Source organism: Agrobacterium sp. RC10-4-1, assembly GCF_014138475.1.
In the GTDB taxonomy this organism is placed as follows: Bacteria; Pseudomonadota; Alphaproteobacteria; order Rhizobiales; family Rhizobiaceae; genus Agrobacterium; species Agrobacterium pusense.
Genome location: NZ_JACJIT010000009.1, coordinates 112,507 through 138,908 on the forward strand (window position 1 = coordinate 112,507; position 26,402 = coordinate 138,908).

Below are 26,402 nucleotides of genomic sequence, written 5' to 3' on the forward strand. Positions count from 1 at the left end.
CAGAACCGGATATCGCGAAAAAAGCGCGAAACAGGGCCATCTGCCTCTACCCCAACAGATGAAAATAGTAATCCATCCGACCGGCATGTGTTGTTGGAAGCGATGATCGACCACGTGCCGGATTTTATCTATGCCAAGGATCTGGAAGGTCGTTTCCTGTTTGCGAACCGCGCAATCGTCAAGGAAAATGGTTTTGACACGGTGGAGGAGCTGATTGGCCTCACCGATTACGATATTCACGGCGAAGCAGCACAGCGGGCGGGCATTCCCGACACCGAGGCACGGGTGATGCGCACGGGAGAACCGGATCTCGGTTACGAAGAGCGGGCCATGCGTGGCGATATCGACCGCTGGCTGATGATGTCGCGCGTGCCGCTGCGGGACAAGTCCGGCAACATCATCGGGGTGGTCGGCGCTTCTAGGGACATAACCCAGAAAAAGGCTTCCGAAAGACTGCTGCAGACGCAGGCGCGCATTCTCGAAATGATTGTCGCGGCGGCGCGTATCGAGGATTTCCTCGAGGAATTCGTCAAGGCGATTGAAAATCTCGCCACGGGGCTTGCCTGTGCCGTACGGGTGTTCGACGCCGCTACGGGTGAACCTTCGGTTTATGTATCGCCGGCACTCGCTCCGCATGCGGGGCTGACGGCGCTGATTTCCTCGGTCAGCGATCCTGACATCATCACTTCCCCTGCCGATAACACTGCCTTCAGCTTCGATATTCCCGCCAGCGACGGCAAGGCGCACGGTTTTGTCTGGTGCATGCTCGCGGCCCGCCAGCCAGATCCGGCACTGGTGGAATTTATCGGTGCGGCTGCACGCATGGCGGGGCTCGCGATCGACCGCAAACGTGCGGCCGAACATATCGCCTTTCTGGCCGATCACGACATGCTGACCCGGCTCCCCAATCGCCGTTTTCTCGATACACGACTGCCGGAAGTTCTTGCGGCCGCGGCAAAAGCCAGGCGGACGATCGCCGTCTGCTTTCTCGACCTCGACAATTTCAAGCAGATCAACGACACGCTGGGCCACAGCGTCGGCGATGCGCTGCTTTCGAAGACGGCGGCGCGCATTGCAGGGACCCTGGGTCGAAACGATCTCGTGTTGCGGGTGGGTGGGGATGAGTTCGTCGTCATTCTGGAGAAGCAGCGTGACGGTTTCGAAAACCGGCTTCGGAGCATCCAGGCTGCGGTCTCACAGCCGCTGCGCATCGGCAATTATGATATCAAGGCGACATCCAGCATCGGCGTGGCGTTTTTTCCGGAACATGGGGAAACCACGGCGGAGATCGTCGCCGCTGCCGATCTTGCCATGTATCAGGCGAAACATAATGGTCGGGACGGTATCGCTACCTTCTCGCCGCGCATGGCAGACGATTTGAGAAAGAAGGTCACGCGTATCGAGGAATTGCGCAGGGCCGTGGAACGGGATGAATTCATCCTGCATTTCCAGCCGCAGGTCGATCTACTTACCGGCGGAATCAGCGGGGTGGAGGCGCTGGTGCGCTGGCAGCACCCGGCGGAGGGACTGCTTGGGCCTGCGGAATTCATCGGCCTTGCGGAAGAAACCGGCCTCATCGTGGAGCTTGGGGAGAGCATTCTGAAAAAAGCGTGCCGTCAGGCGCGAGACTGGATGGCTGCTGGATTGTCGCCTGTCAAAATGGCAGTCAATATCTCCCCCCGGCAGTTCCAGGCCGGCTTGGCGGACCAGATCAGTTCGGTGCTGAAGGAAACCGGCCTTGCACCTTCGCTGCTGGAAATCGAGATTACCGAGACGCTCATCATTCAGGATGTCGACACGTCAGTGCGCATCATGCGCGCCATCAAGCAGATGGGCGTCAGCCTGGCACTGGATGACTTCGGCATCGGCTATTCCTGTCTTGGCATGCTCAAGACATTCCCTCTCTCGTGCATGAAGATCGACCGGTCGTTCCTCACGCATCTGCCGGCAAAAACCAAAGACAGCGCCATTGTTTCGATCATGATCCAGCTTGCCGGTTCACTGGGCATCGATGTCATTGCCGAAGGCGTGGAAACGGCCGAGCAGGCTGACTTTCTTCGCGCTGCCGGTTGTCCCTACGGGCAAGGTTACTATTTCGGCCGCCCCGTGGCGGCTGGCGAGATCGAGGGCATGCTGAAGGCGATGTCCACATTTGCAACCGGTTCTTCCAGCCAACCGCTGTAATCGCCGATCCACCGCCCGCTGCGTCATCCGAACGGAATTGAAGCACCACGCGCGAGTTCCAGGTCGGGTATCGCCGCCTCGCGCAGTCACTGCACCAGCCTCTGCCATTGTCACATCACCGTTGTTATTCAAGGTGAGCTGTTGGGCTCCTGCTGCAGCAATATTGTTGATAATTTCGCCATATTAGAATATTATTGTAAATTAAATATCCAATAAAGCTTACTTTCCCAGTGTATATAAGTGTATTTTTATATTTTAACTTTATATTTGTTGTAATTTTACTACGTAATGTGATTGCGTCATCGTGTTGTATTTTAAATCCGGAGATTTGAATTGCGACTCCCCCGCGATTTCTGTCATTTGCTGATCGGCGCAGGGAAGCGGGCGGCAGGGAAAAGACCAGCCCACAAATTTGCGCATTCGTTGAAAAATTTTTGACTGGAGATTACAAATGAACATCAAGAGCCTTTTGATCGGCTCCGCTGCGGCTCTCGCAGCAGTATCCGGCGCACAGGCCGCTGACGCCATCGTCGCCGCCGAGCCCGAGCCCATGGAATATGTTCGCGTCTGCGATGCTTTTGGCACCGGCTTCTTTTATATCCCCGGCACCGAAACCTGCCTGAAGTTCGACGGTTACGTTCGTTTCCAGACGGACTTCGGTCGCAACCAGTCCGGCACATCTGACTGGGACTCTTTCACCCGCGCCCAGTTCAACATTGACACCCGCACCGACACCGAACTCGGCGCCCTGCGTGGCTACATCGGTCTGCGCGGTCAGGCCGACAACGATACTGACCGCAACTTCGTTCTTGATCAGGCTTTCATCGAACTCAGCGGCCTGAAAGTCGGTTTCTACTACAACTGGTGGGACGACGGTCTCTCCGGTGAGTATGACCAGCTCAGCTCCAACCGCACCCGTCTGAACGCTATCCGTTACACCTACGACGCCGGCTCATTCTACGTCGGTGCCGCTGTTGAAGAGCTCGAAGGTTCGCGTAAGGGCACTTCCGAACTCGGCGTTACGAAGGGCGGCAAGTTCCAGACCAACACGAACGATGTTGGCATCAGCGCCATCATCGGCGCAAAGATCGGCGGCGTTAAGGCCAACCTGCTTGGCGGTTACGACACGAACCAGGAAAACGGTGCAATCCGTGCAATCATCACTGCTGACATCGGTCCCGGCACGCTCGGCATCTCCGGTGCTTGGGCTTCCGGCGCCAACTACTACTACGAAGAGTCCGAGTGGACTGTTGCTGCTGAATACGCCATCAAGGCAACTGACAAGCTGACCATCACCCCCGGCTTCCAGTATTTCGGCACGATCGACATCGGCGCTAACAACGACTTCGTTGGCAGCCGCGATGCATGGCGCGCTGGCGTCGCTGCTGGTTACAAGATCACCTCTGGTCTCTCCACCAAGGTTGCGGTTACCTATCAGGACGTCGATGGCAAGAAGGGCGTAAACGGTGGTGGCGACAGCTGGACCGGTTTCGTTCGTCTCGAGCGCTCGTTTTAACAGAGCCTGACAAAAAGCATAACCGGGTTAGACAACTCAGATCCACCCCGTTTCTTGAACGGGTGAGTGCTAGCTCCAGTCAAAGTTCCTGACATGATGTCAGGTTTGCTCCCCGGTCCTCTCCTGGCCGGGGAGTCTTTGTCGTGATCTTGGCAAGAAGTGCCAGGGGACCTTGCCGACCCCAGTCGATTAGTGATCCCGCGTCGATTGGTGATCCTGAACAGGCCCTTGGTCAGCGGCGCGGAATCTCGCATCCGCCGGCGGACGGGGAGGGAGCACGGGTTCGTCGAACGTGCGCAGCAGGCAGCCCCAGCCCGGATCGTGCATGTGTGCTTTCAGACCCGCCCGTTCTGCCAGTGCCATGGCTTCCTGTTGACCGAAGGAAATGGCGGCGTCTACATCTGATGTCAGTACCCGGCCATTTTCCATCAGCAATCTACCGTCCACGAAGACGGTATCGACATCGCTGCCAAGAACCTGATGTACCAGACGGTGGACCGGCATCCACATGGGCATGAGATGCGGCTTCCGCATGTCGATGATGACGACGTCAGCCTTCTTGCCGATCTCGAGCGAACCGATCTCGTCCTCCATGCCGATAGCGTGGGCGGCATCGATCGTGATCATCTCTAAGATCTTGCCCGGCGGAAGCAGGTAGCGGTCGTGATTGTGCAGGAGATGTTGCGTAAATTGCGCGAGGCGAGCCGTCTGCAACATGTCGAAATGGCGGCTTGGAGCTGCGCCATCAGTGGTGATGGCGACACGAATCCCTTTTGACATCATTTCCATGATGGGAGTTGCGCGGCCCGGCGGCGCATGGGTCACGCGTGTGCCGGTCTCGGCCAGTATGCCTATTTCGTCGTGGGAGATACCCCAGCAATGCTGAAGGTGAATGTCAGGGCCAAGCAGGGCATTTTCCTTGTCCTGAAACGCCATTCGGATTTGCCCGGCAAAGGCGTCGGAATGAAGCCTGACACCGGTCTTGCGCGCCATCTCGCGTATCCGGCGGGCCTGCATTCTGTCACCCTCTGTCAGTTTCACTGCCTGGTCCGGCGTAGATGCATTGGAGGGTTCGACCGACGGTGCGATGGTGAAAGGCGTCAGGAAAACGCTGATGCGGCCATCGGCGCTGCCGTGCAATGCTTCGATCACCGCTTCGCTGCCATCCATCATCTCGTCGAAGCTAACGTCGCGACGTTCCGGTAGACCGCTCTCCCACCGTGTGACCGGATGAGGCCATGGGAGGCCTGACGGCCCGACGCAGATGATTTCGCGAAGGCCGAGTTCGCTATAGGCGCGGGCGTGGTTGATGGCGAAGACGGGGTCATCCGCGCGTGGCATCGAAGTGATGATGCTGGCCCCGGTCGTCACCCCGGCGCGCAGCCGTTCAATGCCGGAAATCAGCCCGTCGGCATACCAGTAGTCGCGGGTGACGTAGTGGTAATAGGTCGGTGTGATGATTTTCATCCACATCGCATTGGTGTCCGCTGCGATGCTGCGAAGAAGGGCGTGGCCCGCGTGGCCATGGGCATCGATCAGGCCAGGAATGAGAAGCTTTCCCCTGCAGTCGATAACCGCCTTATCACTGTGGCGGGGGTCAAGTTCATCCACAGTGCCGATGTCGACAATTCTGTCGCCTTCTATCGCCAGTGCCCCGCTCTCAATAATGCGCCGCTCCTTGTCGACCGTAACGATCGTTCCGTGCCGCAGCAGAAAGCCTGTCATATTCTCTCCTCCTCGCTTAAACTCGTATTCAAAAACTTGCGATTTTGAGTACGATAATTGTCAACAATATTATTGACAATAAGCCTCAGCGAAACAATACTCCTTCTGCCTGACCGGACCCGTGCCGGTTTCCAACGATCAATAAAAAGGGGGGATCAAATGTCCCGTATCAGAAGTTTTATCCTGGCGGCCATGGCTGCTGCCGCCATTGCCGTTCCCGCCAGCGCGGAGACCCTTCGCTGGGGCGGTCGCGCCGATCTCTATTCGCTCGATCCCTATTCGGTCCCGTCCACATCCAACCTCGCTTTTCTCAATCATATCTACGAGGGTCTCGTCCGCTACGGACCGGACTTCCAGATCGAGCCGGCACTCGCCACCGAGTGGAAGCTGATTGATGGAAAGACCTGGCGCTTTACCCTTCGCAAGGGCGTGAAATTTCATGACGGTGCAGACTTCACCGCCGATGATGTCGTCGCATCCTTCACGCGCGCGTCGGACGCGACGTCGCCGCTGCGGGGCAATATCCCGATTTACGCTGGCGTCAAAAAAGTTGACGACTACACGGTGGACCTCGATGTCAACGCACCGACTTCTCTCTTTCTGAACGACATAACCAATATCTTCATTTTTAACGCCAAGTGGTTGAAAGATAACAATAGCGAGAAGCCTACCGACTTCGCGTCGAAGGTCGATGGCTACACCACCATGCACACCAATGGCACAGGCCCGTTCAGGCTCGAAAGCCGCGTTCCCGACAGCAAGACTGTTCTCGTTGCCAATGAAGGCTGGTGGGACCAGAAGAAGCACAATCTCGACCGCATCGAATTCGTGCCGATCGCATCTGCGGCAACACGCGTCGCGGCACTGCTGTCAGGTGAAATCGACCTGATCGACTCCGCGCCGATCCAGGATTTGCCGCGTCTGGAATCCTCGCCCAATATCACGGTCAAGAAGCGCACCGAGCTTCGCACGCTTTTCATTGGCTTCAACCGCCGCGAAAAACTGGAAAACGGTCAGCCGAACCCCTTTAATGATCTGCGCGTTCGTCAGGCCTTCGAAGCCTCCATCGATCGTGACCTGATCAACAAAAAAGTCATGCGTGGTCTTGCAAGACCATCCGGCTCGCTGATCGCACCTGAGATCGCCGGTTATGCCAAATCGCTCGACACGTTCGAGCCGGCCGATCCGGCCAAGGCGCAGAAGCTGCTTGCCGATGCGGGCATGAAGAACCTTGCCTTCACCTATACCTGCATGAATGACGAGAGCGTCAACGAAGAGGATATCTGCTCGGGCGTTGCCAACATGTTGAAGCGCGGCGGTTTCCAGCCTACCATCGATATTGCGCCACGTTCCGTGCAATCGCCCAAGCGCAATGGCGGCAAGGCTGACGTCTTCAACCTCAGCTGGGCAAACGAGCCGACTCTTGACGCCTTCTCGATGCTGTCGCAGATCCTCTCGACCCGCAAGGGCGCGATGGGCGTCTCCAACTATGGCGGCTGGTCCAATCCCGAGATCGACAAGCTTGTTGCGCAGGCGGCGCAGGAGCAGGACAATACGAAACGCCTGGCGCTCGAAGAAGCTGCGCTGAAAATCGCCAAGGACGAGACCATGCTCGTTCCGCTGCATCAGCAGCCGATTGCGTGGGCTATGCTGGCCAAGGTCAAAAGCGTCGACTTCCGCGCTGACAACAAGCCACGCCATTGGCTGACCCAGCTCGACAAGTAAGACGGACAGCAAGCGAGGCGCCGGTCACTGGACCGAGCGCCTTGACTGTTTCAGCGGACATTCGAGCACGCACCAGTTCATTTGACTGGATGTGAAGCCGACGAAACCGTGTCAAAAATTGTCGACAAAGTTGCACTGTGTTCGTGGTTCTTGCCCGCGCAACCTTTGCCCCATCTCTGGAAGAGAATGATCGAACCTGAAAGCCTACGCGGCTCAGGCTCGCGTCCGAGAGGTAACAATGCTGGTATTCATCATCAAGCGTTTGGGAAATGCCGTGCTGGTCATGCTTTCCGTTGCGCTTATCGCCTTTCTCATCTTTCGGCTGGCGGGCGATCCCGTCGAGCTGATGGTCGGCGAACAGACGTCGCAGGAGGATCGTGCAGCCCTGCGTGAGAGGCTCGGCCTCAATGACAGCCTGCCGACCCAATATCTGCGGTTCGTCAAAGACGCGGCGGAGGGCAATTTCGGCGTTTCCTACCGCAACGGCCAGCAGGTACTGCCGCTGATCGCGGAAAGGTTCCCCGCGACCCTTGAGCTGGTGCTGGTTGCCACCGTGATCTCTCTGGTCGTCGGCCTGCCTCTGGGTGTTCTGACGGCGATCCGGCGCGGGAAGTGGTACACGGAAGGTCTGCAGTTCCTGTCGATCGTCGGGGTGTCCCTGCCAAGCTTCGTTGTCGGCATTCTTCTCATTCTTGTCTTTTCCGTTTCCCTCGGCTGGGCACCGGCATTTGGCCGTGGCGATGTCGTTCAGCTCGGCTGGTGGTCAACCGGGCTTTTGACCTCGTCCGGGCGTGCTGCGCTCATTCTTCCGGCTATCGCGCTTTCGCTTTATCAGATCACCCTCGTCATGCGTCTGGTGCGGGCTGAAATGCTTGAAGTTCTGCGGTCCGATTTCGTGAAGTTCGCACGGGCACGTGGCATTCCGCGCTGGCGGATCTACTTCCGTCATGCGCTGCGCAACTGTCTGATGCCGGTGGTGACACTGACGACGATGAATGTGGGTTCGCTCATCGCCTTCGCGCTCATCACGGAAACGGTGTTTCAGTGGCCGGGCATGGGCATGCTGTTCATTCAGGCGGTCACCTTCCTCGATATTCCCGTCATGGCGGCCTATCTCTGCATCATCTCCTTCATCTTCGTTGTCCTCAACACGTTCGTCGATATCGCCTATGCGGTCATCGATCCGCGTCTGCGCACCGCGCGCTAACCGAGGGGAGCCGGTTTCATGACAGACCTTTCGCAAACGGAAAAACCCGCCCGCCGGTCACTTTTCAGCCGCATGCGCGACAGCGATCTCTACTGGTCCTTCAGCCGCAGCAAATCGGCCAAGATCAGCGCGCTCATTCTGACAATCCTCATCCTCGCCGCTGTCTTCGCGCCATGGATTGCACCCCAGAACCCATATGACGGTGCATCGCTCGACATGTGGAAGGCCGAGCTGCCGCCGATCTGGCAGGAGGGCGGCGAATGGCCGTTTCTGCTCGGAACGGATACGCAGGGACGCGACATGCTCTCGGCCATTCTTTACGGCACACGCATCTCCATCGTCATCGGTGTCGCCTCCGTGCTGCTTTCGCTCGTCATCGGCATGACGGCAGGTCTGGTGGCGGGGTACTTCGGCGGTTTTGCCGATGGCCTCCTGATGCGCATCGGTGACATCACGCTGTCCATCCCGACCATTCTGGTTGCCATCCTCGTGTCGACAGTCGTGCGGCAAATGCTGCCCGACAATCTGCGTGAGGTCGGTGCATCCGCCGTGCTCATTCTCGCCATCGCGCTTTCCGCCTGGGTGCAATATGCGCGAACGGTCCGTGCACAGGCGATTGTAGAAACCGGCAAGGACTATGTTCAGGCCGCTAAGCTGATCGGCGTGCCCGCCCGCCGCATCATGGCGGCGCATATCCTGCCCAATACGTTAACGCCGATCATGGTTGCCGCCACGCTGAATTTCGGCATGGCGATCCTGACGGAAGCGACGCTGTCCTTCCTTGGCATTGGCATGCCACCAAGCCAGCCGTCGCTCGGCACGCTGATCCGTATCGGCAACCAGTTTCTGTTCTCCGGCTCCTGGTGGATCGTGCTGTTCCCTGTCTTCCAACTCTGCCTGCTCGTCGTCACCGTCAACCTTCTGGGTGACTGGCTGCGCGATGCGCTCAATCCGAAACTGAGGTGAGCTCCATGCACGATCTTCTTCTGCGCAACGTACGGCCCATGGCGGGCGAAGCCTGCGATATTTTGATCAGGAACGGCAAGATTTCAGGTTTCGGGACATTTGACGCCGAACCCGGCATGCCGGTTGAGGATGGCAAGGGAGCAATTGCCGTTCCCGGTCTTATCGATGCCCATACGCATCTGGACAAGACGACGTGGGGCATGCCCTGGCACGTCAACAATCGTGCTGCCATCCTGCGCGAGCGGATCGATTTCGAGCGGGAGAACCGCGTTCAGATCGGCATCGATCCGCATCGCCAGTCCATGCGCCATGCGATCGGCCTTGCGGCCAATGGCGGCACCCATATTCGCAGCCATGTCGATATCGACCCCACCCATGGCCTGAAACTGGTTGAGGGCATATGGGAAACACGGGAAAAGCTTAATGGCATCATCGACATCGAGGTCGTCGCCTTCCCGCAATCCGGCGTCATGGTCATGCCCGGCGCGATGGAGCTTCTCGATGAGGCGTTGAAGCAAGGCTGCGAGGTGCTTGGCGGCATCGATCCCTGCGGAATTGACCGCGATCCGAAGGGCCAGCTGGACATTCTTTTTCAACTGGCGACAAAACACGGCGTGCCGATCGATATTCATCTGCACGAAGCCGCCGACCTCGGCGCCTTCACGATGGAGCTCATCTTCGAGCGCATCCGGGCGAACGGCATGCAGGGCAACGTCGCTATCAGCCACGCCTTTGCCCTTGGCATGAACGACTATCTGCGCGTCGGCAGGCTGATCGACGAGATTGCGCGGCTTGATGTCGCCATCCTGACCACGGGTGCGCCATCGGCAAGCGTGCCGTCGATCATGCGCCTCAAGGAGGCGGGTGTGCGCGTTGGCGGCGGCTGTGATGGCATCCGCGACACATGGGGTCCGTGGGGGCAGCCGGACATGCTGGATCGCGCCAAGATCATCGGCATGAAAAACGGTCTGCGCTCGGATATCGAACTTGCGCATGTGCTCCATGTCGTTTCCAAGGGTGGCGCCGATGTCATGGGTCTTGAGGATTACGGCATGGAGATCGGCTGTGCTGCCGACTTCACGCTGCTGACCGGCGAAACGCTGGCGCATGCTGTTGTCGATATCGCGCCGCGGCCGCTGGTGGTCAAAGGCGGTCGTGTCACGGCGAGAAACGGCAAAGCCATCGTGGAGGCGCCGTGATGAGCGATGTTCTCAATGCGTTGCAACTTGGCGAAAGGCCGCAAGGGCGGACGTTGCTCACAGCCAGCTGGGTTGTCGGGCACAAGGACGGATCGCACCGCCTTCTGAAAAACGGCGAGGTTGTCTTCGAAAACGGCGAAATCGTCTTTGTCGGGCATGAATTTCCCGGAGAGGTCGCCCGGCGTATCGATTTTGGCAATGCGCTCGTCAGCCCCGGCCTGATCGATCTCGATGCGCTTTCCGATCTCGATACGACGATCCTCGGCATTGATCATCATCCGGGCTGGGCGAAGGGTCGTGTCTGGCCGCGCTCCTATGTCGAGGCTGGTCCCTACGAAATGTATTCCCCGGAAGAGCTTGCCTTCCAGAAGCGTTTCGCCTTCGGGCAGTTGCTCCTCAATGGCATCACCACGGCAGCCCCCATCGCTTCGCTGTTCTATCGCGAATGGGGGGAGACCGTGGCGGAATTCGAGGCGGCCGCCGATGCCGCCGGAGAACTTGGTTTGCGCGTTTATCTCAGCCCCGCCTTCCGTTCAGGCGGCATGGTGCTGGAAGAACCGGGCCGCATGGTGCCTGTTTTTGATGAGGAGCGTGGTTTTCAGGGCCTCGCCGACGCGATCGCCTTCATCGAAAAGCAGAGTGGAAGGCACGGCGATCTGGTGCGCGGCATGCTGGCGCCTGACCGCGTGGAAACCTCCACCCTGGCGCTGATTGAGCGCACCGACGCAGCGGCCCGCGAACTCGGCTGCAAGTTCCGTCTCCATATGGCGCAGGGCGTCATGGAGGTCGATACGGTTCGCAAGCTCCACGGTTCGACCGCGCCAGTCTGGCTCGCCAAGGCCGGGCTGCTCAGCGAAAGGCTGATCGCCCCGCACGCCACCAATGCGACGGAAGAAGATCTGGTGCTCTATGCGGAAAACGGCGTCTCCATCGTCCACTGTCCGCTGGTTTCGAGCCGTGGTGGCAGCACGCTCTCATCCTTCTCCTCCTGCCGCAAACGCGGCATCAATATCGCGATGGGAACGGATACGGCCCCGGCGGACATGCTGATGAATTTGCTCGTAGGGCTGATCACCTGCCGCATCAATGACGGTGCTCCGGACCAGATCCGCTGTGCCGATCTCTTCGATGCGGCCACACTTGGCGGCGCGCGGGCTCTTGGACGATCTGACCTTGGCCATCTTTCCCCGGGCGCAAGGGCAGACATTGCCGTCTTTGACCTCGACGATACCGTCATGGCGCCGAGCATCGATCCGATCACCACGCTGGTGACCGGCGGTTCGGGCAAGGTCACGCGGGCCGTTTTTGTCGACGGCCGTCTTTCCATGCGTGAAAGGCAGGTCGCCCGTATCGACATGCGGCGTGCCCGTGAACAGGCGCAGGCGCAGTTCGATCGCCTGATTGCAAAATATCCCGAACGGAGCTGGGCAAATCCGCCCGTCTCCGAAATCTTCCCTCCGAGCTATCCGGTGGAGGTCGCCCAGCATGGTTGACATAAACCAATCGGTTATCGATGTCCGCAATCTCAAGGTCGAGTTTCCCGGCCGTCGAGGCACCGTTACTGCGCTTTCCGATATCAGCCTTTCGATCCGGCCCGGTGAAATTCTGGGTGTTGTCGGTGAATCCGGTGCCGGCAAATCCATGACTGGCCTTGCCATACAGGGCCTGCTCGAGAAACCCGGCCACATTGCCGATGGCGAAATATGGCTCGGGTCGCGCCGTATCGATCAGCTCGATGACCGGGCGATGGAAAGCATTCGCGGTCGTGAGATCGGTGCGATCTTTCAGGACCCGCTGACCTCGCTCAATCCGCTGTTCACGGTCGGCGCGCAGCTTGTCGAGACGATCCGCCAGCACCTGCCGCTGTCGAAAGCGGATGCACGCGCACGGGCCGTTCAACTGTTGAAGGATGTCGGCATTCCATCACCTGCGGATCGTGTCGACCATTATCCGCACCAATTTTCTGGCGGCATGCGCCAGCGTGTCGTCATTGCGCTGGCGCTCGCCGCCTCTCCGAAACTCATCATTGCCGATGAGCCGACGACGGCGCTCGATGTCTCGATCCAGGCCCAGATCATTTCCCTGCTGCGGCGGCTGTGCAAGGAAAAGCAGACGGCGGTCATGCTCGTCACCCACGACATGGGCGTCATTGCCGAGGCTGCCGACCGTGTGGCGGTGCTTTATGCCGGCCGGCTGATCGAGGTGGGCCCGGTCGAGCAAGTGCTGCACGAACCGCGCCACCCCTATACGCAGGGCCTGATGGCCTCCATCCCGTCACTTGGCGCACGGGTGGAGCGGCTGAACCAGATCGACGGCGCGATGCCGCGTCTCGACGCGATCCCGCCCGGATGCGCGTTTAATCCACGCTGTGGATTCGCCGGGCCGCGCTGTCGGCGGGAAAGGCCTGAACTCGAAACCGTCGGCAACGGCGCCAGTGCGTGCTGGCTGAATGCAGGAGGCACAGCATGACACAATCCGCATCTCGAAAAGCCGCACAGAACAAGCCGGCCTTGACGGTGAAGGGCCTGACGAAAACCTTCGACGTTTCGGCCCCGCTGCTCAATCGCATCATCGAGCGCAAACCCCGGCAGTTCGTGCAGGCCGTCAACGATATCGATTTTACCGTTCCGGCCGGCGGCTGTCTCAGTATCGTCGGTGAAAGCGGCTGCGGCAAATCGACTGTTGCCCGCCTGGTGACAGGGCTTTTCCGGCCAAGTGCCGGCGAGTTTCAATTCGCGGCGGGCGGCAGGGGCAAACCCCTGTCGGCGCAGATGATCTTTCAGGATCCCTATGCCTCGCTCAATCCGCGCTGGCGGGTGAAGAACATCATCGCCGAACCGATCCGCGAATTGAAGCTGCGCGCGACCAAGGCTGAGACGATGGATAGGGTGGAGGAGCTTCTGAAGACTGTGGGGCTGTCGGCCTCTGACGGCGAAAAGTTTCCGCATGAATTTTCCGGCGGTCAACGCCAGCGCATCTCCATTGCCCGTGCATTGGCAAGCGAACCGGAATTCCTCGTCTGCGACGAGCCGACATCGGCGCTCGACGTTTCGGTGCAGGCGCAGGTGCTGAACCTCATGCGCCGCCTGCAGGATGAACTCGGCCTCACCTATCTCTTCATCAGCCACGACATGAGCGTTGTTCGTCACATGTCAGACCGTATCGCGGTGATGTATCTCGGCCGGATTGTGGAGGAGGGGGATACGGAAGAGCTTTTCGCCAATCCGCGCCATCCCTATACACGGCTGCTTCTCCAGACGATCCCCAATATCAAGGCGCCGCAGCGGGACCGGGAGATTGTTGCCGGTGAAGTGCCAAGCCCTCTGAAGCCGCCTTCGGGTTGCGCGTTTCACCCGCGTTGTCCGCTCGCAACGGCGCAATGTTCGGCAGAAGTGCCTAAGGTGAAGAGCCTTGCCAACGGCACGCGGGTTGCCTGTCATCTGGTCGAAGATGACACGCAATGGGCGGGCGAGCGACATCGCGCCTGAGCCGAAAAATCAGCCGAGCGCGGCGCGCAGGTCGTGGGAAAGGTCGCGGATTTCGCTGAGATCGAGCTCCGCTTCCACATGCTCAAGGTGGTGGGTCATCAGGTGGATGGCGCGCGACGGATCATTGTTGGCGATCGCATCGACGATTTCCGCATGTTCGTCCGGGCCGCAGTTGAAGCGATCCGTGTTACGGTAAACGGCTGTTATCAGCGACGAGCGGGAAATGAGGTCGCGCATGGTGGTAAAGAGGAAATCAGAACCGAGCGTTTCCGCAAGCAGAAGGTGGAACCCGCCGGAAAGCTTGATGATGTCGGTCGTGACGTTTTTGGCATTGGCCACGCGCTCTTTGGCCACGTGGTCGCGTAGCTTTTTGAGATCGGTCTTGGTGGCGGATTTGCAAAGTCTTTCGACAACGCATTGCTCGACGGTACGGCGCACGAAGAAGACGTCGCGGGCTTCCTCGACCGACGGTTTGGAGACGAAAGCACCGCGATTGGGAACGATGGTCACCAGTCCGTCACGTTCGAGAACGGACAAGGCCTGGCGGATTCTGGCACGGCTGACGCCAAAGATTGTCGCCAGTTGCTCTTCTTTCAGCTGCACACCCGGACGCAGCCGGCGTTCGGCGATCGAAAGCCATACTTTCTCGACAATCTGCTGCGTGGACGGGCCGGCCTGCTCGCTCATTCGACATACTCCCCAATCGTCCTAGAGAAGCGTGATGTGAATGAAAAAGTCAACCGTATCAACGGGATTTTGGTTGCAACATTGTCAACAATATGAGAGATAATTGTAGACTAAATTAGGATGCCGATCATGGAATTCGATTTCAGCGCGCTTGAGCCCCAGAGCCGCTACCGCCTTCTGACGAATTTTATCGGTCCGCGGCCGATCGCACTCGTGACGACCCGCTCGGAAGCGGGCCATAACAATGCAGCGCCGATGAGCTTCTTCAACGTCTTTTCACATGATCCGCCCATCGTGGTCCTCGGCATCCAGCCGAAGGTGAGCGGCGAGGAAAAGGATACGATGGTGAATATCCGCCGCACTGGCGAGTTCGTGGTCAATATGGTCGATATGTCGCTTTCGGAGCAGATGCTGATCTGCGGTCTCGGCTTCGACAATGAAGTTGACGAGATGTCGATGGCCAAGCTTACGGCCATGCCCTGCAGCAAGATCGATGCGAGTTATGCGGCGCAATCGCCCTGCGCCTTCGAGTGCCGGGTGGAGCGACTGATCGATTACCCCCGCCGCACGCTGGTGCTGGGCGAAGTGGTTCATATGCATGTCCATAACGAATGCCTCGATGAGGAGGGACGTTATGTCGATGCCGATCGCTACCAGCCGATCGCCCGGCTTCACGCCGACAACTACATTACCTCGGACCGCCAGTTTGTTTTGAAGGCGCCACCAATCACCGATTTCACCGCGCCTGACGGCAAGTGACAGCTTTTCAGGATGCGTGCGATGCATATTCGTTTGATCAATCCCAATTCCACCGCCTCCATGACCGCGCAGGCTCTCGATAGCGCGCTAAGGGTCAAGCAGAAGGAGACCCACGTCTCCGCGGCAAATCCTGACGATACCCCCGTCAGCATCGAAGGGCAGGCGGATGAGGCCATGGCCCTTCCCGGGCTGCTCGCGGAAATCCGCAAGGGTGAGGCGCAGGGCGTGGATGCCTATGTGATCGCCTGTTTCGACGATCCCGGACTTCACGCCGCACGCGAAGTGGCGCGGGGACCCGTCATCGGCATCTGCCAGGCCGCCGTGCAGGTGGCGATGACGATCAGCCGCCGCTTCTCGATCATCACGACGCTGCCGCGTTCCATCGCGATCATCGAAGATCTGGTGGAGGATTACGGCGCGCAACGGCATTGCCGGAAGGTCCGGGCAATCAACCTGCCGGTTCTTGGCCTTGAAGAAGACCCGGAGGTCGCGGAAGCCCTGCTTCGTCGCGAAATCGAGGTCGCCAAGCGGGAGGATGCGGCAGAAGCGATCATTCTCGGCTGCGCGGGCATGTCCTCGCTCTGCGATCGGCTGCGCGACGCCACAGGTGTTCCGGTCATCGATGGCGTGACGGCAGCGATCAAGCTTGCCGAAGCTCTTGTTGGCGCCGGTTACAATACCTCGAAGGTCAATGCTTACGACTATCCGCGGGTGAAGGGGCCGGCCCTCGTCGCCTGCGCCTAGTTTGCAGGAAAATGCCCGCGGCCATTTGCGGGCGCTCGCGCCACGTTCTAGTGTTCTCCCGCGCACACCGGTCAAGCGGGCGCGCCGCGGGGGAGAGCGTATGATCGACAAGCTGGAATTTTTCATTGCATTGGCGCGGGCTGAACATTTCGGCCGGGCGGCGGAGGAATGTGGTGTCTCCCAGCCCAGCCTGTCGGCGGCAATCCGGCAGTTGGAGGATCAGTTGGGCGTCGTTCTCGTGGTGCGTTCAGCGCGGTATCAGGGGCTGACGCCGGAAGGCCAGCGTGTGCTTGAATGGGCGCGTCGTATCGTTGGCGATACACGCACCATGCGTGAGGAAATGCGCGCGGCCCGTAAGGGCCTGGCCGGACATATACGTCTGGCCGTCATTCCGACCGCGCTTGCCATGGTGCCGCGATTGACCGAATCCTTCCAGGCGCGCCATCCCGATGTGACCTTTTCAGTCACGTCCCGCACCTCGCTGCAGGTTTTGAGCCAGATTGAAAACCTCGAGATCGACGCGGGAATCAGTTACCTCGACAATGAGCCGCTCGGACGCGTGACCACCGTGCCGCTCTATTCCGAGCGTTATCACCTGATCGCAGCTGCCGGAACGCCGCTCGCTGATCAGGAAAGCGTTACCTGGCAACAGGTTTCCAGTCTTAGGCTTTGTCTATTAACTCCGGACATGCAGAACAGGCGCATCATCAACCGGCACATGGCCGAAGCTGGCGTCGAGGCCAAGCCGACGCTCGAATCCAACTCGATGATCGTGCTTTTTTCTCATATCCGCACCGGACAATGGGCTTCAATAATGCCGCGCAACCTCGCGGAATCGTTCGGTTTTCCTAAGCAGATCAGGATAATCCCGATTACCGATCCGGACCCCGAACACCTCGTGGGCCTGATTGCCACCCACCGGGAACCACACACTCCGCTTGTCTCCGCGCTGCTTCACGAGGCTCGCCAAAGGGCCACCGAGAAGGCATTTGATAGGAATTTCCTATCAAATGACGGAAACTGATTATTGACCTGATCCCGCCGATCTCGACATTCTTTCAAGCACCGCAGGGCTGCGAAAGGATTGACTATATCCCGCTCGTTATCCCTGCCCCTGTCGGTTTGGGAGGACTGGCTTATGAATATTCGAGCGGTTGCCGTAGATGAGGCGGCGCGTGTTTCCGCCATCATTGATGAATTTCTCCATCTGGAGGGGCCTTTGCTGCCCATCCTGCACGCAATGCAGGAAGAATTCGGCTATATCCCGGAAAGCGCCAAGCAGATCATCGCATCCGCGCTGAACATATCGCGCGCCGAGGTTCATGGCGTCGTCACCTTCTACCCCGATTTCCGGGATCATCCGCATGGTCGCCATGTCTTAAAGCTCTGTCGCGCCGAGGCTTGCCAGTCGATGGGTGGCGAGCCTCTTGCGCAAACCATCAAGAGCCGCCTCGGCCTCGACTGGCACGAAACCGCGCCTGACGGTTCCGTCACGCTTGAGCCGGTCTTCTGTCTCGGGCTCTGCGCTCAGGCACCGGCCCTGATGCTGGATGGCGAAGTCCATGCCCGTCTTGATGAGGACTGTCTTGTCGAGATTCTGGCGGAGGCACGCCGATGAGTGTCACCGTTTTTGTTCCCGGCGATTCCGCCGCTCTTGCCGTTGGCGCAAACCGCGTTGCCGATGCCATCGCCCGTGAGGCCGCTGGCCGAAACCTTGAGGTCGAGATTGTGCGCAACGGCTCGCGCGGCATGCTCTGGCTTGAAGTGCTGGTTGAAGTGCGCACCGAGCATGGCCGTATCGCCTATGGCCCCGTCAAGGCAAGCGACGTCGCCTCACTTTTTGACGCAGATTTTCTGACCGGTGGGGCCCATCGCCTCTGTCTCGGGCTGACAAAGGACATTCCGTTCCTGAAAAGCCAGACGCGTCTGACATTTGCTCGATGTGGCGTCACCGATCCATTGTCGCTGGAGGATTACCGCACCTATCAGGGCATGAAGGGTCTTGAAAAAGCTGTTGCGATGGCCCCGTTGGATATCGTCGCGGAGGTGACCCAGAGCGGCCTGCGCGGACGCGGCGGCGCTGGTTTCCCCACCGGCATCAAATGGAAGACCGTTGCCGATGCGGTGGCGGACCAGAAATACATCGTCTGCAATGCGGATGAGGGCGACAGCGGCACTTTCGCCGACCGGATGATCATGGAAGGCGACCCCTTCGTGCTGATCGAAGGCATGGCGATTGCCGGCCTCGCCGTCGGCGCGACCAAGGGCTTCATCTATACCCGCTCGGAATATCCCTACGCCATCAGGGCCATGGAAAAGGCGATCGAAATCGCAAGGCGTGAGGGTGTTCTTGGGTCCTCCGTCCTCGGGTCAGGCCGCGCTTTCGACATGGAAGTGCGCATGGGCGCCGGCGCCTATGTCTGTGGCGAGGAGACCTCGCTTCTCAATAGCCTCGAAGGCAAACGCGGAACGGTGCGCGCCAAGCCGCCGCTACCCGCCCTGCAGGGCCTGTTCGGCAAGCCGACCGTCGTGAACAACGTGATTTCGCTCGCTTCCATTCCGGTCATCATGGATCGTGGCGCAGCTTTCTATCGCGATTTCGGCGTCGGCCGCTCGCACGGCACCATCCCGATCCAGCTTGCTGGCAACCTCAAGCATGGTGGGCTTTACGAAACCGCCTTCGGTCTGACGCTCGGGCAGCTTGTGAACGATATCGGCGGCGGCACGATCACCGGCCGTCCCGTCAAGGCGGTGCAGGTGGGTGGCCCTCTCGGTGCTTATTTCCCGGTGTCGCTGTTCGACACGGTCTTTGACTACGAGGCGTTTACGGCGGCTGGTGGCCTGATAGGCCATGCGGGCATCGTGGTGTTCGATGATACGGCAGACATGCTGCATCAGGCCCGGTTTGCGCTGGAATTCTGCGCCGTCGAAAGTTGCGGCAAGTGCACGCCCTGTCGCATCGGCTCGACACGCGGTGTCGAGACGGTGGACAAGATCGCGCTCGGAATCGAGCGGGAGAAAAACACGGCGTTGCTGGAAGACCTCTGCGAAACCATGAAATTCGGTTCGCTCTGTGCGCTGGGCGGTTTCACGCCCTATCCCGTCATGAGCGCGCTCCGGCATTTCCCTGCTGATTTTGCCCCCATCCCACGTGTTGAAGCGGCGGAGTAAGACCATGGCCCTTGTAACTGAATTCGACTACGGCACCCCCAAGTCCAACGCTACGGACATGGTAACGCTCACAATCGACGGTCGCCAGGTGACTGTTCCCGCTGGAACCTCGATCATGCGCGCCTCGCGCGAAGCGGGCATCGATGTGCCGAAACTCTGCGCCACCGACATGGTGGATGCCTTCGGCTCGTGCCGGCTCTGTCTTATCGAGGTGGAGGGCCGCAACGGCACGCCCGCCTCCTGCACCACGCCTGTTGCCGCCGGTCTCGTCGTGCATACGCAGACGGAGCGGCTGAAGCAGATCCGCAAGGGCGTGATGGAGCTTTATATCTCCGATCACCCGCTCGACTGCCTGACCTGCGCCGCCAATGGCGATTGTGAATTGCAGGATATGGCGGGAGCGGTGGGCCTTCGCGATGTGCGTTATGGTTACGAGGGCGACAATCACGTCAAGGCCCGCACCGGGGAGGGCGATCGTAATGCTCGCTGGATGCCGAAGGACGAAAGCAATCCCTATTTCACCTATGATCCTTCCAAATGCATCGTCTGTTCCCGTTGCGTGCGCGCCTGCGAGGAAGTGCAGGGCACCTTCGCGCTCACGATCGAAGGCCGCGGTTTTGAAAGCAGGGTATCGCCCGGCGCGCACGAGGCATTCCTCGATTCCGACTGCGTGTCCTGCGGTGCCTGCGTGCAGGCCTGTCCGACCGCGACGCTCACCGAAAAATCGGTGATCGAGATTGGCCAGCCGGAACATTCGATGGTGACCACCTGCGCCTATTGCGGCGTCGGTTGCTCCTTCAAGGCGGAAATGCGTGGTGAAGAGCTGGTGCGCATGGTGCCGTGGAAGGATGGACAGGCAAACCGTGGCCATTCCTGCGTCAAGGGCCGCTTCGCTTACGGATATGCGACCCACAGAGATCGTATCCTCAATCCGATGATTCGCGAAAAGATCAGCGATCCGTGGCGGGAAGTCACCTGGGAGGAAGCCTTCTCCCACGTTGCGTCCGAGTTCCGGCGTATCCAGGGCACCTATGGGAAAGAGTCCATTGGCGGCATCACCTCGTCCCGCTGCACGAATGAGGAAACATTCCTCGTCCAGAAACTCATTCGCGCCGGTTTTGGCAACAATAACGTTGATACCTGCGCCCGCGTCTGCCATTCGCCCACGGGTTATGGTCTTGGCCAGGCCTTCGGCACATCTGCCGGCACGCAGAATTTCGACAGCGTGGAGCATTCCGATGTCGTGCTTGTCATCGGCGCCAATCCGACCGACGGCCATCCGGTTTTCGGTTCGCGACTGAAGAAGCAGCTACGTCAGGGCGCAAAGCTGATCGTCATCGATCCGCGCCGTATCGATCTTGTGCGCACGCCACATGTGGAGGCCGCTTTCCACCTGCCGCTGCTGCCGGGAACCAACGTTGCGGTGCTCACGGCACTGGCGCATGTGATCGTCACCGAAGGGCTGTTCAACGAGGCATTCATTCGCGAGCGCTGCGACTGGTCGGAATTCGAGGACTGGGCTGCCTTCGTTGCCGAGCCGCAGCACAGCCCGGAAGAGACGGAACGTTTCACCGGTGTTCCCGCGGAAGATCTGCGCGGCGCGGCCCGGCTTTATGCCAAGGGTGGCAATGGCGCGATCTATTACGGTCTTGGCGTTACCGAACACAGCCAGGGTTCAACGACCGTCATGGCGATTGCCAATCTTGCCATGGCGACCGGCAACATCGGCCGTCCCGGGGTGGGCGTCAATCCGCTGCGCGGTCAGAACAATGTGCAGGGATCCTGCGATATGGGGTCTTTCCCGCACGAGCTACCGGGCTATCGCCATATCTCCGATGATGCGACACGCGATGTGTTCGAGAAACTCTGGGGCGTGAAGCTCAACAACGAACCGGGGCTGCGCATCCCCAACATGCTGGATGCCGCTGTCGATGGCAGTTTCAAGGGCATCTATATTCAGGGCGAGGACATTCTCCAGTCGGACCCCGATACCAAGCACGTTTCCGCCGGCCTTGCCGCCATGGAATGTGTCGTGGTGCACGATCTCTTCCTGAACGAGACGGCGAATTACGCGCATGTGTTCCTGCCGGGTTCCACTTTCCTCGAAAAAGACGGCACCTTCACCAATGCCGAGCGTCGCATCAACCGCGTGCGCAAGGTCATGTCACCGAAGAACGGTTATGCCGACTGGGAAGTAACCCAGAAGCTGGCACAGGCCATGGGTCTTTCGTGGGACTACACCCATCCCTCCGAGATCATGGACGAAATAGCGGCAACGACGCCAAGTTTTGCCAGCGTTTCCTATGCTTACCTCGAAGAGAAGGGCTCGGTGCAGTGGCCCTGCAACGAAAAATTCCCAGAGGGTTCGCCGATCATGCATGTGGACGGCTTCGTGCGCGGCAAGGGCAAGTTCATCCGCACGGAATATGTGGCGACGGACGAACGCACCGGTCCGCGTTTCCCGCTGCTGCTCACCACCGGTCGTATCCTGTCGCAATACAATGTCGGGGCGCAGACACGGCGCACCGAAAACGTCGTCTGGCACGAGGAGGATCGTCTGGAAATTCATCCGCACGATGCCGAACAGCGTGGTGTAAAGGACGGCGACTGGATCAAGCTCGTCAGCCGGTCGGGCGACACGACGCTGAGAGCGCTGATTACGGATCGTGTGGCGCCGGGCGTGGTCTATACGACCTTCCATCACCCCGGCACGCAGGCGAACGTCATCACGACAGACTTTTCCGACTGGGCGACCAACTGCCCGGAATACAAGGTAACGGCGGTTCAGGTCTCTCCCTCCAACGGGCCGACGGAATGGCAGGAAGAATATGATGCGCTTTCGCGTCAGTCCCGCCGCATCGCGGGCAAGCTGGAAGCTGCGGAATAATCGGGGGCCGGGCTTGTCCCGGCCTTCTCATCATGTGGCGTCGGGACGTGAACTGGCGCGGGAGTGGATCATGTTACTCAATCACACGGACGAAAAGCTGGTGAGGATGGCGAACCAGATTGCGACGTTTTTTCTGTCACAGCCGGAAGATATCCGTATCGATGGTGTTGCCACCCATATCAACAAGTTCTGGGAACCGCGCATGCGGCGGCGCTTCTTTGAGATGGTGGACGCCGGTGCCGGTGATTTTCTGCCACTCGTGATTGCCGCATCCAGAGAGATCAGAAGGCCAGACGCGCCAGCGGCAGATGCCGTCGGGCTGGGCGAAGACGCGAAGGGCGCACCGGGCGGCAAGGGACCGATTGCGGGAGAATCCCTTTCGGAACCGAGCGTGCCCGAAACAACGCGCGTCTGACCCGTGCGGAAATGAATGAAGCTTGTCGCCGCATGGGAGGACGTTCGGCGGCATCGCTATTCGCCTGGCGGGGCGAATGAAAGATGTCCAGACATTCACGAGGGAGGTAGTGTCAATGGCAGTAGCAGGCGCAACGGCGGGAGAGGCGGCGCAAGCCGGGTTTTTGGACCGCGAACGAATAATCGCAAGACCGGGTTTCAATCGCTGGCTGGTGCCGCCGGCAGCGCTTGCCATTCATTTGTGCATAGGCATGGCCTATGGCTTTAGCGTATTTTGGCTGCCGCTGTCGAAAGCGTTGCCAGCGACGGATCCGAGCTGCTCCAGCCTCACGCTGGTCGGCGCACTGTTTACCACCGAATGCAATTGGCGTGTGGCTGATCTTGGATGGATCTATACGCTTTTCTTCGTGCTTCTCGGCTGCTCGGCGGCTATCTGGGGCGGCTGGCTGGAACGGGTGGGACCGCGCAAGGCGGGCTTCGTTTCCGCCTGCTGCTGGTGCGGCGGCATTCTGGTGGCAGCCGTTGGCGTCATGACCCACCAATTGTGGCTGATGTGGCTGGGTGCCGGCGTCATTGGCGGCGTTGGCCTTGGCCTCGGTTATATTTCGCCGGTCTCGACCCTGATCAAATGGTTCCCGGATCGTCGCGGCATGGCCACGGGCATGGCCATCATGGGTTTCGGCGGTGGCGCGATGATCGGTGCGCCACTCGCTAACCTGCTGATGAATACCTTCAAGACTGAAACCTCTGTCGGCGTCTGGCAGACCTTCGTCGTCATGGCGTTGATATACTTCGTCTTCATGATGGCCGGCGCCTTCGGATATCGCATTCCGCCTGCAGGCTGGCGCCCGGAAGGCTGGACGGCGCCGGCGGCCAAAAGCGCGATGATCACCACGCGACACGTCCATCTGCGCGACGCGCATAAGACGAAACAGTTCTGGCTGATCTGGGCGGTGCTCTGCCTGAATGTTTCGGCCGGCATCGGTGTCATCGGCATGGCCTCTCCGATGCTGCAGGAAATTTTTGCGGGTTCTCTGATCGGCCTTCCGGGTGTCGGTTTTGCTGATCTCGATGCCGGCCAGAAGGCGCAGATTGCGGCGATTGCTGCCGGCTTCACCGGCCTTCTTTCGCTCTTTAACATTGGCGGCCGTTTCTTCTGGGCCTCCATGTCCGACAAGATCGGCCGCAAGAACACTTATTTCTGCTTCTTCATTCTCGGCATCATTCTTTACGCGCTGGCGCCGACGCTTGCGACGATGGGCAACAAGGCGCTTTTCGTTCTCGCCTTCGGTATCATCCTGTCCATGTATGGCGGCGGTTTCGCCACCATCCCGGCCTATCTTGCGGACATCTTTGGCACGCAGTTCGTCGGCGCAATCCACGGCCGTCTCCTGACGGCATGGGCGACTGCCGGCATCGCCGGTCCCGTCGTCGTCAATTACATCCGCGAGGCACAGATCGCGGCGGGCGTGGCACCCGGACCCGCACTCTACACAAGCACCATGTATATTCTGGCAGGCATGCTGGCGATCGGCCTCGTGGCCAACGCCTTCGTGCGGCCGCTCTCGGACAAATGGTTCATGTCGGATTCGGAGGTGGCGGCGCTTCAGGCGAAAACCGCGGCCGCGAATGCCGGGCCGACAGGCTCCTTCGGGATCGGTCGCGGTGGACTGGACGCCAAGGCCGCTCTTGCCTGGGCTGCGGTTGGTATTCCGCTTCTCTGGGGCGTGTGGGTCACGGTAAAAAGCAGTCTGGCGCTATTCGGCTAGGCGTTCTGGCAAAAACTCATGTGCCGGCTCTTGGCCGGCACATGATCAATCAAGGCGAGGCGGCGCGGTTCGGATCACGTCAGATGAACCGCGCCCCGTCATTTGCGTCATTTGCAGCTGGACGGTGCGGCGCCATCAAGACCAGCTGGCAAGCAGTCCCTCAAGGGTCGCACGGTCCTCTATATCCAGACGCGCCAGTCCCGGTGCTCGCACCGGGCCAACTTTGAACCCGAGTATGTCCATGGCTTCCTTCACAACGGTCACATTGGCACCGTTGCGATATCGTGTGCGCAGCCGCTCGAACAATTCGATCTTTTGAACAATCTTTCGTGCAGCCGTAAAATCGCCTGAGGTCAGTGCCTCATGAACTTGCAGCGAAAATTGCGGCGCCACGTTAACGAGGCCGGAGGTGAAGCCGCGCGCACCGGCCGCCGAAAAAGCGGGCGCCCAGCTTTCAGCCAGTCCGCAGACATATAGAGCGCCGTCCGGATCGGAAGCGGCAATCGCGCGGGACAGAAGCATGATGTCGGTCGTCGCGAACTTGATGCCGGCGACATTCGGGTGGCTCGCAAGCCGTACCATGTCATCGACCGAAAAGCCGTCCGCCCGGACATAAGCGACCAGCGGCAGTTCGCTGCCTTCAGCGAGGCCGGTAAAGTAGTCGATTTGCGATTGCGGGGCCGCGAAAGGATCGACTGGCTGATGCGACATGACGGCGGATGCGCCCATTTCTTTTGCCTGACGCGCCAAGGAGAGCGCTTCGCGCTGAGAGCGTCCAATAGCCGCCGTGACCGGGGCTTTCCCGCCGACACCTTCTATCGCGGCCTCATAGACCTTCAGAATTTCTGCAGGCGTCAAGGCGTAGAATTCGCCGGTATTGCCTGCCGCGACGATATTATGGATTCCAGCCTTTGCAACGCGTGCGTAAATCTCGGCGGTAACACCGGTCTCCACTTCGCCGCTTGCATCGTAAGCCGTTACCGGAACGCCGGAGATGCCCTTCAGGGCCTGGCGAAAATCGAATGTCGTCATCAACTGTGTTCCTTAAGATCAAAAGTCATCTTCAGATGGAGAATTTGTGAACGGGCGTGCCGGCTACCGGGGCATCGAATGCAACAACCGTACCTGCTGTGATTATTCCGTCCGTCTCGGTGACGAGACTTGTAAGGTAGATCGTCTTGAGATCGGGACCGCCGAAACAGGGCATGGTCGGCCCCTTGAACGGCAGCCTGTAGACCTCGAACAATTCGCCGTCCGGTGAAAAGCGGTTGAGACGTCCCGCCTGAACGCCGGCGCTCCAGTAGCAGCCTTCGCAATCGGTCGCCGCACCGTCCGGCCTGCCTTCATCCGGCGCGAAATCGTGCAGACGTTCGGCCGGACCGATCCTGCCGGTCACAGCGTCGAAATCGAACGCCTGAAGCATGAGGCCGCTGCTGTCGGAATGGTACATGCGTCTGCCGTCCGGGCTCCAGGCAAGTCCGTTCGAAGTGAACATGTCGCCATCGATGATGCGTTCGATGCCACCATCCGGGGCAACGCGATAGAGCCGTGCATTGCCCGTCTGTATCGCGGCCTCATCGCGGGTCCCCACCCAGAAATGGCCGTCCGGGCCGATTTTTCCGTCGTTGAGGCGGCTGTCGGGCCGCCCGCCGTCCGGATCGCACAGAAGATCGAGCTTGCCGCTCGCGGGATTAAGAAGATGCACGCCGGTCCTGAGGCCCGCCACGATCAAGCCATTGTCGCAAAGGCCGAGACAGCCGACCTGGGCGGGCATGTCGTATCTGTCGAGTTTTCCGCCGGGATGCAGGCGGAAAATGGCGGGCGCGAGAATATCGACGAACCACAGATCGCCGGTCCGCTCGTCCCAGGCAGGCGATTCACCGACCTTCAACGGGGTATCGATCAAGGAACGGAGCTTCGGTTCTATGATATGCGGCTGGCTCACTGGTTCCTCTCCCTCA

General features: G+C 59.6%; 21 protein-coding genes. 17 read left to right on the forward strand and 4 right to left on the reverse strand.

The window, feature by feature from the left end:
• Positions 1-9 precede the first annotated feature (9 nt).
• Both FHW77_RS22610 and FHW77_RS22615 read left to right on the forward strand, forming a co-directional pair.
• Positions 10-2,184 carry a putative bifunctional diguanylate cyclase/phosphodiesterase gene (locus tag FHW77_RS22610; protein WP_142187717.1) on the forward strand — a complete coding sequence of 725 codons (2,175 nt, stop codon included), beginning with the start codon at positions 10-12 and terminating at the stop codon, positions 2,182-2,184.
• A gap of 451 nt (positions 2,185-2,635) precedes the next feature.
• Entirely contained in the window at positions 2,636-3,700 is a 1,065-nt protein-coding gene (locus tag FHW77_RS22615) for a porin (RefSeq protein WP_044458912.1), read from the forward strand.
• Positions 3,701-3,889: 189 nt separating this feature from the next.
• On the opposite strand, the gene FHW77_RS22620 is transcribed toward FHW77_RS22615, so the two are convergent.
• Positions 3,890-5,425 (reverse strand): amidohydrolase family protein, encoded by a 1,536-nt coding sequence (locus FHW77_RS22620; RefSeq protein ID WP_182590724.1) that lies wholly within the window; start codon positions 5,423-5,425, stop codon positions 3,890-3,892.
• A gap of 159 nt (positions 5,426-5,584) precedes the next feature.
• Here FHW77_RS22620 and FHW77_RS22625 point away from each other — a divergent pair, with 159 nt between their 5' ends.
• The 7 genes from FHW77_RS22625 (at position 5,585) to FHW77_RS22655 (ending at position 14,010) form a co-directional block, all read left to right on the forward strand.
• The gene (locus tag FHW77_RS22625) at positions 5,585-7,150 is read left to right on the forward strand and encodes an ABC transporter substrate-binding protein (RefSeq protein WP_182590725.1); all 1,566 of its coding nucleotides are present in this window, start codon (positions 5,585-5,587) and stop codon (positions 7,148-7,150) included.
• Positions 7,151-7,388: 238 nt separating this feature from the next.
• Positions 7,389-8,357 (forward strand): ABC transporter permease, encoded by a 969-nt coding sequence (locus FHW77_RS22630; protein WP_004444583.1) that lies wholly within the window; start codon positions 7,389-7,391, stop codon positions 8,355-8,357.
• Between the two features lie 18 nt (positions 8,358-8,375).
• A complete protein-coding gene (locus FHW77_RS22635; protein ID WP_006700311.1) occupies positions 8,376-9,323 on the forward strand; it encodes an ABC transporter permease in 948 nt (315 codons plus the stop codon).
• A 5-nt stretch (positions 9,324-9,328) separates the two neighbouring features.
• Positions 9,329-10,522, forward strand: coding sequence for an amidohydrolase family protein (locus tag FHW77_RS22640; protein WP_064264182.1), 1,194 nt, complete (start codon positions 9,329-9,331; stop codon positions 10,520-10,522).
• Positions 10,522-12,015 carry an amidohydrolase family protein gene (locus FHW77_RS22645; RefSeq protein ID WP_182590726.1) on the forward strand — a complete coding sequence of 498 codons (1,494 nt, stop codon included), beginning with the start codon at positions 10,522-10,524 and terminating at the stop codon, positions 12,013-12,015. Before FHW77_RS22640 ends, FHW77_RS22645 begins: the two co-directional genes overlap by 1 nt.
• Positions 12,008-12,991 carry an ABC transporter ATP-binding protein gene (locus tag FHW77_RS22650; RefSeq protein WP_182590727.1) on the forward strand — a complete coding sequence of 328 codons (984 nt, stop codon included), beginning with the start codon at positions 12,008-12,010 and terminating at the stop codon, positions 12,989-12,991. The genes FHW77_RS22645 and FHW77_RS22650 overlap by 8 nt, the downstream gene beginning before the upstream one ends.
• Entirely contained in the window at positions 12,988-14,010 is a 1,023-nt protein-coding gene (locus FHW77_RS22655; RefSeq protein WP_182590728.1) for an ABC transporter ATP-binding protein, read from the forward strand. The genes FHW77_RS22650 and FHW77_RS22655 overlap by 4 nt, the downstream gene beginning before the upstream one ends.
• A 9-nt stretch (positions 14,011-14,019) precedes the next feature.
• Here FHW77_RS22655 and FHW77_RS22660 read toward each other — a convergent pair whose 3' ends face one another.
• Positions 14,020-14,697, reverse strand: a complete 678-nt coding sequence (locus tag FHW77_RS22660; protein ID WP_006700316.1) for a GntR family transcriptional regulator — start codon at positions 14,695-14,697, stop codon at positions 14,020-14,022.
• A gap of 129 nt (positions 14,698-14,826) precedes the next feature.
• Between FHW77_RS22660 and FHW77_RS22665 the strand changes: the two genes are divergently transcribed.
• From FHW77_RS22665 to FHW77_RS22700, 8 genes are all read left to right on the forward strand, one after another.
• Positions 14,827-15,456 carry a flavin reductase family protein gene (locus tag FHW77_RS22665; protein WP_022563864.1) on the forward strand — a complete coding sequence of 210 codons (630 nt, stop codon included), beginning with the start codon at positions 14,827-14,829 and terminating at the stop codon, positions 15,454-15,456.
• 21 nt (positions 15,457-15,477) lie between these two features.
• Positions 15,478-16,200: an aspartate/glutamate racemase family protein gene (locus FHW77_RS22670; RefSeq protein ID WP_112552812.1), complete on the forward strand. Its 723-nt coding sequence runs from the start codon at positions 15,478-15,480 to the stop codon at positions 16,198-16,200.
• A 100-nt stretch (positions 16,201-16,300) separates the two neighbouring features.
• Positions 16,301-17,224: a LysR family transcriptional regulator gene (locus tag FHW77_RS22675; RefSeq protein WP_182590729.1), complete on the forward strand. Its 924-nt coding sequence runs from the start codon at positions 16,301-16,303 to the stop codon at positions 17,222-17,224.
• Between the two features lie 114 nt (positions 17,225-17,338).
• Positions 17,339-17,818 (forward strand): formate dehydrogenase subunit gamma, encoded by a 480-nt coding sequence (locus FHW77_RS22680; RefSeq protein WP_037092937.1) that lies wholly within the window; start codon positions 17,339-17,341, stop codon positions 17,816-17,818.
• A complete protein-coding gene (locus tag FHW77_RS22685) occupies positions 17,815-19,371 on the forward strand; it encodes a formate dehydrogenase beta subunit (protein ID WP_182590730.1) in 1,557 nt (518 codons plus the stop codon). Before FHW77_RS22680 ends, FHW77_RS22685 begins: the two co-directional genes overlap by 4 nt.
• 4 nt (positions 19,372-19,375) lie before the next feature.
• The gene (fdhF, locus tag FHW77_RS22690; RefSeq protein WP_182590731.1) at positions 19,376-22,258 is read left to right on the forward strand and encodes a formate dehydrogenase subunit alpha; all 2,883 of its coding nucleotides are present in this window, start codon (positions 19,376-19,378) and stop codon (positions 22,256-22,258) included.
• Between the two features lie 70 nt (positions 22,259-22,328).
• Positions 22,329-22,673 (forward strand): formate dehydrogenase subunit delta, encoded by a 345-nt coding sequence (locus tag FHW77_RS22695; RefSeq protein WP_004444566.1) that lies wholly within the window; start codon positions 22,329-22,331, stop codon positions 22,671-22,673.
• A 115-nt stretch (positions 22,674-22,788) separates the two neighbouring features.
• Positions 22,789-24,441, forward strand: coding sequence for an OFA family MFS transporter (locus FHW77_RS22700; protein WP_004444565.1), 1,653 nt, complete (start codon positions 22,789-22,791; stop codon positions 24,439-24,441).
• A 135-nt stretch (positions 24,442-24,576) separates the two neighbouring features.
• On the opposite strand, the gene FHW77_RS22705 is transcribed toward FHW77_RS22700, so the two are convergent.
• Together FHW77_RS22705 and FHW77_RS22710 are read right to left on the reverse strand one after the other, a co-directional pair.
• On the reverse strand, positions 24,577-25,473 hold the full coding sequence (locus FHW77_RS22705) for a dihydrodipicolinate synthase family protein (RefSeq protein ID WP_182590732.1): 897 nt from the start codon (positions 25,471-25,473) through the stop codon (positions 24,577-24,579).
• A 31-nt stretch (positions 25,474-25,504) separates the two neighbouring features.
• Positions 25,505-26,386, reverse strand: a complete 882-nt coding sequence (locus FHW77_RS22710) for an SMP-30/gluconolactonase/LRE family protein (protein WP_182590733.1) — start codon at positions 26,384-26,386, stop codon at positions 25,505-25,507.
• Positions 26,387-26,402 lie beyond the last annotated feature (16 nt).